The following is a 7,830-nucleotide window of genomic DNA, read 5'->3' as shown; positions in this document are numbered from 1 at the left end:
CGAAACGCTCAGAGCATGTTTTACAGTGGTCAAAAGCAAATTTTTTTACTTTTTTTCTTACGAGTTTTCTTTAATGCAACTCGTAACATTAGATTTTTACATTTTTCATGAAATTAAGTAAAGAAAAAGAGCATATGGAATTGAATCCATACACTCTATGATTACTGGAACTTTATTTCATTTTTAATTCAACAAACTTGAATTTTTGTTATTCTACGATACCTTCAATATAGCTGTAATCAATATTTCCCTTTGTAACAGAATAGAAAAACGGATCTTTTCTAATTGTATCATCTGAGTTGATAATAAAATTATTCCAATCGCCTGCCTCGTTGCCATCAGACAAATAAATAGTAACTTTGAAACTATATCCCGTATATTCCAAAGATGGCTTTGACCGCTTTACTTCGACGCCATTCAAATTTTCGACAATATGCTGAATCTGCTCTTTGTCGGTAATATGTGTTGCGTTTCCGCTATTGCCATTGAAAACAACTATTTCCATGACCTCATTAGGGTCTAAGTCCATCAAGTCGAGTGGAATATTAAACCATACAACAATGCCAATCAAAAGAATTATCACAACAGACAGCAATATGATGATTTTCTTTTTCATATCAGCTCAACTCCTTTGTCAACTACCGATTTGTTTGTTCCATAAAATTCATTTTAGTCGCTTTCAAACTTGCTGGCGGCGGACGGTTTGTCAAAACCGTTTGCGGACGGCAAGTACACAGGGGATAGTCGCTTTAGCGGCGCAAGGGGGTGTAGCCACCTTGACGGAACAAAGTGACGCAACATTCTCGGTCATGCAGCTTTTTTCTGCTGACAGAGAATGAAGCTCCGCAGGACGCACTACTCTCGACAGAGAGTATAGAAGTGCGCCCTTTAGTTCCTAAAGGGATTTTCTTCTGACCCAAATTACATAAAATGTAGATCAAGACATTTCTAAGAGGTACTCTCAGATTTTCACAACATAAGGTTCATCTTCAATAATACTCTGATCGTGGGTAACAATGATAACCGTTTTACCTTCTTCATTGAGTTCGTGCAATAACCTCATAACAATATCTCTATTTTTCTTGTCAAGTGAGCCAGTAGGTTCATCTGCCAAAACAACAGAACATTTTTTCATCATAAGACGAGCTAAAGCAACTCTCTGTTGTTCACCACCGGAAAGCTGATAAACTTTTTTGTTAACTTCCTTTGATAACCCCACACGATTAAGAGCTTCTTTAAGTGATACTTTAGTTCGGCTTGATTTTTTAATCAAACTTAAATTTTCTTTAACTGTCTTATTTTCAAGCAGTGCAAAATTCTGAAAAAGAAACCCCACTGTATCCGCAAAAAAACTGTTTTTATTTTTAAGCCGGGTAATATTCAGCCCTTCGATTATGATACTGCCGCTATCCGGCTTTTCGATACCACCAATCATATTGAGCAAAGTGCTTTTTCCACTGCCGCTATCCCCGCTGATTACTACAAAACTTCCATCCGGAATTTCCAAATTAAAGTTGGAGAAAATTATTTTCTCTCCAAATGCTTTATTTAAGCCACGAATTATAATCATAAACATCCTCCCTTCAATGACTTTGAGATATTTGTTTTTTCAACCCACATAATATTTGTGAAAATGATTGCCATTTCAATAATGGTGAGCAATGATCCAATCAGTAAAGCAATCCCGACACTTGCGTTAGATATAAAAATCGAAACAATGCAAATCAATATCACAACGGCTATATTTTCTATGAGATTAACGGAAATAAATCTTTTGTGCCTTTCATAAAAGCTATAACCTAAAACCTTTTTGAGGGAGATTTCCATAGAGCTAAGTCTAAATTCCATTTTCGCTTCAGATACGATGATAGCGATATCTAACAGCAATACTAATACGCAAAGAGAGCTTATAAAGCTAATCAATTTTACAAGGAAACTATGACTATAAATGTAATCCTCTCCGACATTCGTCAGCATAAAATAGTGTGAACCAAGCTGTTCTGCATATTTTTTCGCAGCATTACGAATTGTGCTTTCATCGCATCCGTAGATTACCTCACCATTATATGTTCCTGTTTCGATATAACTTCCATTTAAAGCAACAGCCTCATTTGCCTGATAAATCACAATCGGATTTGTTACTCTTGACAATCCGTCAATAGCCTCTTCTCTGTTCGAATTGAGATAATAAAATTGCTCTCTGCCAGAATATTCTTTATAAACAACACGCAGTTCTTCTGCATTTTGGGTAAGAGAGCTAATTTCCTCTTTTGCGATATCTTTGTATGATTCCGCATTTCTTCCCTTTGGCACGAAGACCACGATATCCTCTTTTTCATCATCTTCAGTAAGCATATCAGAAAACCCTTGTAGCATATCTCTGGCATTATGATTTACAAAAATATAATTATCCGTATCGCTTATCCGGCTGCCTATGCAGACCACCGGATTTATAGTGTTGTATTCATTTTCGTAAAGGTCATTCCAAAATTTGCTCTCTTTGGATTCCTCCTCATTTTCTTCAAAAGGAGGTTCAATCTGCATAACTCCAAAATAATAATCATTATAATGATTTTCTAAAAGAGTCGTGTTTGTAAGTAAATTACCTTGAATGCTACTGAGATTTGTAGTTATTGTAAAAATTGTCATAGCAGTAGCAAATACTTTAAGACCGTTCAGAAGATAAAACATACCTTTTTTATCTGAAGCATTGGCAAAGGCTTTTTTTACATCAAAGCGGACAAAAGCAGCATAAGGAATTACGGAAAGAACTGCTCCGGCACAATACACTGCCAAAATGAGATGATCTTCATACGCTCCCGATATAAATTGAGAAACAAGCAACTTTGCTAAAACGAATAATGCAGCATATGAAATCATATCAGCCACTACAGCTTTTAGAGCAATCACAGCAGCATTTTCGCCCAGAGAAGCTCGTACAACTACTTCCTTTTGTCTGCGTATCACCTCAATCACATTAAGTACAATCATCAATATGGCAACCAAGCCCCAAACAATGAACATCATATCAGTTTCGGTTGATTGCCAAAACTCTGGCTGCGATATAGAATATTCTTTTGCCAAATCTTGATATGTGGCAATAATGTCATCATCATTACCGATATAGCTGACCATTATTTCCTGTCCATTGCCTGTGTTTTTTACTTCTCTAAAATCTTCAAATTCTATTACGGTGATTCCACCTATTAAAGCCGTATATGTTTTTTCCTCAATACCCATCGTGCTTTTAAGACTATCCCGAACAACGGTATCATCACCATAAATATAAAGTCTTGTCTGATAATTAGAAACTCTCTGATTAAAAGTCGAAAAAATATGAACACCATGCTTCTCAGCTGTATCTTCTGCATTGGCTAAAAATGAATCCATATCGTCATTAGTAGTTGTGTATCTGGACGATAAATAATAAGCACCATTAAAGTTCCAGAGCATATTTTGATATACTTCAGCTTGCATAACAAAAGCAAAAATAATCGTAATCAACAGCAATATATTTCTTATATGTTTCATTTGAAATTCTTAAACCTCCTTTGAATAGGTAACAGACACACGATTGCCCAAAATACTAATATGGATTTTTTCATACAACCACATTCTCTTGTTAAATTCAAATTTGGCTATTTCGTTGCAACAATACTTATCCAATGATTTTTTGCATTTGAATACGTTTTGATCTCTGTAAAACCCGCTTCTTTCAAAGCGGCAACAAGTTGTTTAGATGTGTAAATCTTCATACCATTGATCATCTTTGTCCATTTTTCATCTGCGGCATTCGTTCCGTCACTCTCGTTACAAATCAGGAATATGCCTTCGCTTTTCAGCACACGGTTGACCTCGGAAAAGCATTTTACTAATCCTGGCCAAAAGTAAACTGTTTCGAAGGCAGAAACATAATCAAAAGTCGCGTCAGAAAAGGGTATAGCAGATACATCTCCTTGAACTACATTACATTTCCCTTGTTTAATGGCGAGGGCGTTCAATTTTTGAGATTCTGCCACACTAACCTCAGAATAATCCATTCCTGTCACGTGGCCATTTCTACATCTATCAAGCCAGACCGCAATATTTGCTCCGCCGCCACAGCCAACGTCCAGAACTTCAGCATCAGACTTTGCGGAGATATTTGAGAATCCCCATTGCGATAATTTGGCGTGACCGCTGTTCATCATCTTCGTCATCAATTTTCCGCCGAAGCCTTGTGGCTTACGGGTATTTTCAAAAAATCTCATTACAGAATTCCTCCTCCACAAATACCGGTTTTCTTAATTCGACAAGAATTCTATATCTCTTCTTTAGCGATATTATGTATTTGGGTTCTTCCTCAGTCAATATATTAGATTCCTTTTTCATCTCCATCTATTTTTCTGTCCCCTTCAATAAAATATCTCATCCAAGTCGCGTATAGACACATCGCTTTTCCTATACCACTTTGCAAATTTTCGATATATCCTTGTCGGGGGAATTACCATACTTAGCAGCATCCATACACACATCCAAAAAATTCCTATAGTTGCACCAAAAGCACAGTAAATAAATTCTTTAAAAATAACAAGAAGAACAACTGATGGCACTATAAATCCAGCTAATACACCGATTAATTGAAACCAAAATGTAAATTTGTATGATCTTATAAATTTATTATAATTCTCCTCAAGTAATATTTCTTTTGCAAAATCCTTCATGTCCAAGTTCTGTCGTAGATTTTCTAATGAAGCATTCGCTTGGATTAAGTCTCTTTTCTGCATATTCCTCACTTCTCCTAATTTTTTCTGCCTATAAAAATTATCTTGTTACAACAATCTCCTCCTCAAATTTCAATTTTCTTGATTCTGTAAACTGGAAGTTATAGCCTGTCAGAGTAATATATCATACCAGATTGTCATTCTAATAGAAATCCATCTTATTGCAAAGCATAAAATTTTTCTTTTCTCTAGAAAGTTTTTTCCCAGTCCTCATCTGTATATGAAACTTCTTCATTCATTAGATTTCCGCCAACTACTAATTTCCCTGTATCGACATTATAAATATTTAGATAAATTGAATAATCAGGATTGCCATCTAATATCTGATACATGGCACAATATATAGCTGTTTTTCCAACGCATGAAAAAGCTTTTTTAAATGAAAGCTCTTGATCATAGTACATATTAATAGTGTTATATGAATCATTACAACACATATCATACTTCTGATTGATACCTGTTAATACTGCCTTTTGATCATCTATATGTTTTTCAACATATCCTTTCCAATACTCAATTTCTTCCTGAGTAGCAACCATATTAACTTGTCCGTCAATACATTCGATTTTCTGATAATTTCCGTCACTGTTTTCTTTAAGATAGTCAACTAGTGCTTCTTCATCATACCCAGACAATCCTTCAAACTGTTCTGGAAAAACAATTTCTATTGTATCTTCTAAAACTGTAGGGTTCTTTATTACATTACTTTCCTTTTCGTTTACAGATTCCGTCACAGTGTCTATTTCTTTACTACACGCCGTCAAGAATGTGCATACTAACACAACAACTAGTACAGTAAGAGTGCGTTTTTTCATGATTTTTCCTCCGTTTTTTGCTATTCTCTGTATTCAAACAACATATCATAATCCTTAATTATGATTTTGTGCTGTTCCTCATCAGTTAAGTAATTCTCATTATTCTCTTTTGCAACTTCCGATTTTACTTTGTAACTATGATTTTTCCTTCTGAATCCAGAAGAGGTGTAATAGCCGCTCCATATCCAGATTTCCAACAAAGATAGTTAACCCCAGTCTCCATATCTACAAGGATTTGGCGAACTCCTTCATCCTTAAGCTGACTTCCGCCTCTAAATGTAACTTCAAATCTTTCTTCTTTCTTTGCCATGTTTATTTCTCCTTTTTTCAAGCGTTAAATTCAAAATTACCTTCGCTTTACTATTTCTAATAGTTTTCTCACATAATCATCTGCGTGGTTTATTGAAAACTCTCCATGATACATATTAGGAAGAACTTTTATAAAACTATCCTGCAATTTTTCATGAATGATTTTAGCAGATTTTTTCATTGATTGATTTTCTTTTTCTCCAACATAAATTTGAACGGTTGCTTCACACTCTCCAATGCCATCTTTTAGTGAATATACTGAGTTTTCCTGTAAAAAGGCAATCATATCACTCTTTCTAATAGCACAAGTATCTTTGTAATATTCATCAAACAGATTCGACTTTATTCGTAGTGATTTGAATTGCAATTTTGAAAACCACTTATACTTTATTAAGCCATAGCAACTTCCAAACGCCGGTTTAATCATAGAATATGTAAATTTTGAAGGTATCACAAGTACACTTTCCACTATTGCATACTTACATATATCTTTGCGTTGAAATAAAATTTCAAGCAAAATCTGCCCTCCAAGCGATAGTCCTCCCATCATTAAAACAGAACCGCCCAATTTGCTATTTACAAATTCTATAATATCCAAAGCATTATTCTCTATCGTCGTAAACTGCTTATCACATCCTGCATGACCATCTAATATAGGCAAAACCACATGATAATCTGTTTGAAGTCTTTCAGCAACCTCTTTGTAATTCCACCATGATAAACCGCCTCCGTGTAAGAGGATAATTACATCGCTGTTTTCTTTTCCATATTCTACATAATTCAACCTCTTTCACCTCGCTGTAAACTTCCGATTTCTATTTTCGTTTCCATAGCATAGTGTACTCTTTTTCACCAGTAGTTTCATCCAAGCCTTCACATTGAATAATGAACCCTTCTCTTTTGTAAAAAGAAATTGCTCTGGCATTCTTCTGGTATACATTTAATCGTAAGCTAACTTTTTTATCCTTAACATAATCTAATAAAAGCTTACCTATGCCACATGACTGCATTTCATCGGAGACAAAAATACCTTCTATATATTTATCATTTAGTCCTACAAATCCTTGTATCATTTTATCTGCTTCAAACACATAAACTTCGTATTGTGACATCATTTCTTTTACTAATTCATAATTACTTTTCCAGTATTGATTGGAAATAAAATAATGTGCTTTCAGATTTGTCTTTAACCATATGTCAGCAACTCTATCGATATCTCCGTTCAGCAACTTTCTAATCATAACAAATTTTCTCCACAACTACATCCTTTATGCTTTTCTCTTTTTTTCATTCTATCACAAGCTCACCATTAATCATCATTTTTTTTGATGTTTTTTCTTTTCCCCCACTGTAAAACAGCCTCTGAGCGTTTCGTTATATAGAGGGGTACACATACAGAGCAAGATCCACCCATGTTTAACAGTATTGCCATTTGGCATCCTGTTCTCCTATGGGATTTATCTTGATGGGGATCTCCCCATACCCTCTCAATAACAGACGTTTCACTTGTCTGTTGGTTCCACCTAAAGGTGTTCACAGCACTATTTCTAATATCGGAAGGGACAGCCGATATTGAAATACGTGGATTCCCGGCGGGAGGAATAGTCTCAGCGAAAGGAGGAGTATGAGAACAAAAAACAAAGATAAAGAACTGAATCACAGACATTTTATAGGATTACGTCTTACAGATGTCGAACTGGATTTATTAGACCAAGGCGCTGCTTGTTTATCTGTTAGCCGATCAGAATATCTGAGGAAACTTCTATTGGAAAAGCAAATCCATCATCAGATTGAAGTTGTTGCAGACATGAACGACCTCAGAAAACTGGTCAGTGAATATGGAAAGATCGGATCGAATCTAAATCAGATCGCCAAGCATTTTAACAGCGGTGGCAGTCAGTCTCGTGCTATAGAAAATGAAATCCATCAGTGCATCACGGACT

The 7,830-nt window shown here is 35.3% G+C and carries 11 protein-coding genes; 1 reads left to right on the top strand and 10 read right to left on the bottom strand.

Going from position 1 to position 7,830, the window contains the following annotated elements; translation table 11 throughout:
* Window positions 1–208: 208 nt before the first annotated feature.
* The 10 genes from LIR34_RS17115 to LIR34_RS17070 form a co-directional block, all read right to left on the bottom strand.
* The gene (locus LIR34_RS17115) at window positions 209–616 is read right to left on the bottom strand and encodes a hypothetical protein (protein ID WP_055147668.1); all 408 of its coding nucleotides are present in this window, start codon (window positions 614–616) and stop codon (window positions 209–211) included.
* Between the two features lie 345 nt (window positions 617–961).
* Complete coding sequence (locus LIR34_RS17110) at window positions 962–1,570, bottom strand: ATP-binding cassette domain-containing protein (RefSeq protein ID WP_055147665.1); 609 nt, start codon at window positions 1,568–1,570, stop codon at window positions 962–964.
* The gene (locus tag LIR34_RS17105) at window positions 1,567–3,531 is read right to left on the bottom strand and encodes a hypothetical protein (protein WP_055147662.1); all 1,965 of its coding nucleotides are present in this window, start codon (window positions 3,529–3,531) and stop codon (window positions 1,567–1,569) included. The genes LIR34_RS17110 and LIR34_RS17105 overlap by 4 nt, the downstream gene beginning before the upstream one ends.
* A 107-nt stretch (window positions 3,532–3,638) precedes the next feature.
* Complete coding sequence (locus LIR34_RS17100; RefSeq protein WP_008704955.1) at window positions 3,639–4,250, bottom strand: class I SAM-dependent methyltransferase; 612 nt, start codon at window positions 4,248–4,250, stop codon at window positions 3,639–3,641.
* Window positions 4,237–4,377: a hypothetical protein gene (locus tag LIR34_RS17095; RefSeq protein ID WP_005423546.1), complete on the bottom strand. Its 141-nt coding sequence runs from the start codon at window positions 4,375–4,377 to the stop codon at window positions 4,237–4,239. The genes LIR34_RS17100 and LIR34_RS17095 overlap by 14 nt, the downstream gene beginning before the upstream one ends.
* Before the next feature lie 17 nt (window positions 4,378–4,394).
* A complete protein-coding gene (locus LIR34_RS17090) occupies window positions 4,395–4,766 on the bottom strand; it encodes a hypothetical protein (protein ID WP_005335762.1) in 372 nt (123 codons plus the stop codon).
* Window positions 4,767–4,951: 185 nt separating this feature from the next.
* Window positions 4,952–5,578, bottom strand: a complete 627-nt coding sequence (locus tag LIR34_RS17085; protein WP_005423542.1) for a hypothetical protein — start codon at window positions 5,576–5,578, stop codon at window positions 4,952–4,954.
* Between the two features lie 124 nt (window positions 5,579–5,702).
* Complete coding sequence (locus tag LIR34_RS17080; RefSeq protein ID WP_101872513.1) at window positions 5,703–5,888, bottom strand: DUF6440 family protein; 186 nt, start codon at window positions 5,886–5,888, stop codon at window positions 5,703–5,705.
* A 36-nt stretch (window positions 5,889–5,924) separates the two neighbouring features.
* Window positions 5,925–6,671: an alpha/beta hydrolase gene (locus tag LIR34_RS17075; RefSeq protein ID WP_101872514.1), complete on the bottom strand. Its 747-nt coding sequence runs from the start codon at window positions 6,669–6,671 to the stop codon at window positions 5,925–5,927.
* Between the two features lie 31 nt (window positions 6,672–6,702).
* Window positions 6,703–7,128: a GNAT family N-acetyltransferase gene (locus LIR34_RS17070; RefSeq protein WP_101872515.1), complete on the bottom strand. Its 426-nt coding sequence runs from the start codon at window positions 7,126–7,128 to the stop codon at window positions 6,703–6,705.
* Window positions 7,129–7,511: 383 nt separating this feature from the next.
* Here LIR34_RS17070 and LIR34_RS17065 point away from each other — a divergent pair.
* On the top strand, window positions 7,512–7,830 hold a 319-nt coding region (locus LIR34_RS17065; protein ID WP_173903391.1), incomplete at its 3' end, for a plasmid mobilization protein.

Origin of the sequence: Blautia sp. MSK17_66, from assembly GCF_020538025.1 — a bacterium.
Lineage (GTDB): Bacteria > Bacillota > Clostridia > Lachnospirales > Lachnospiraceae > Blautia_A.
This window is presented reverse-complemented; position numbering and strand designations above follow the sequence as displayed.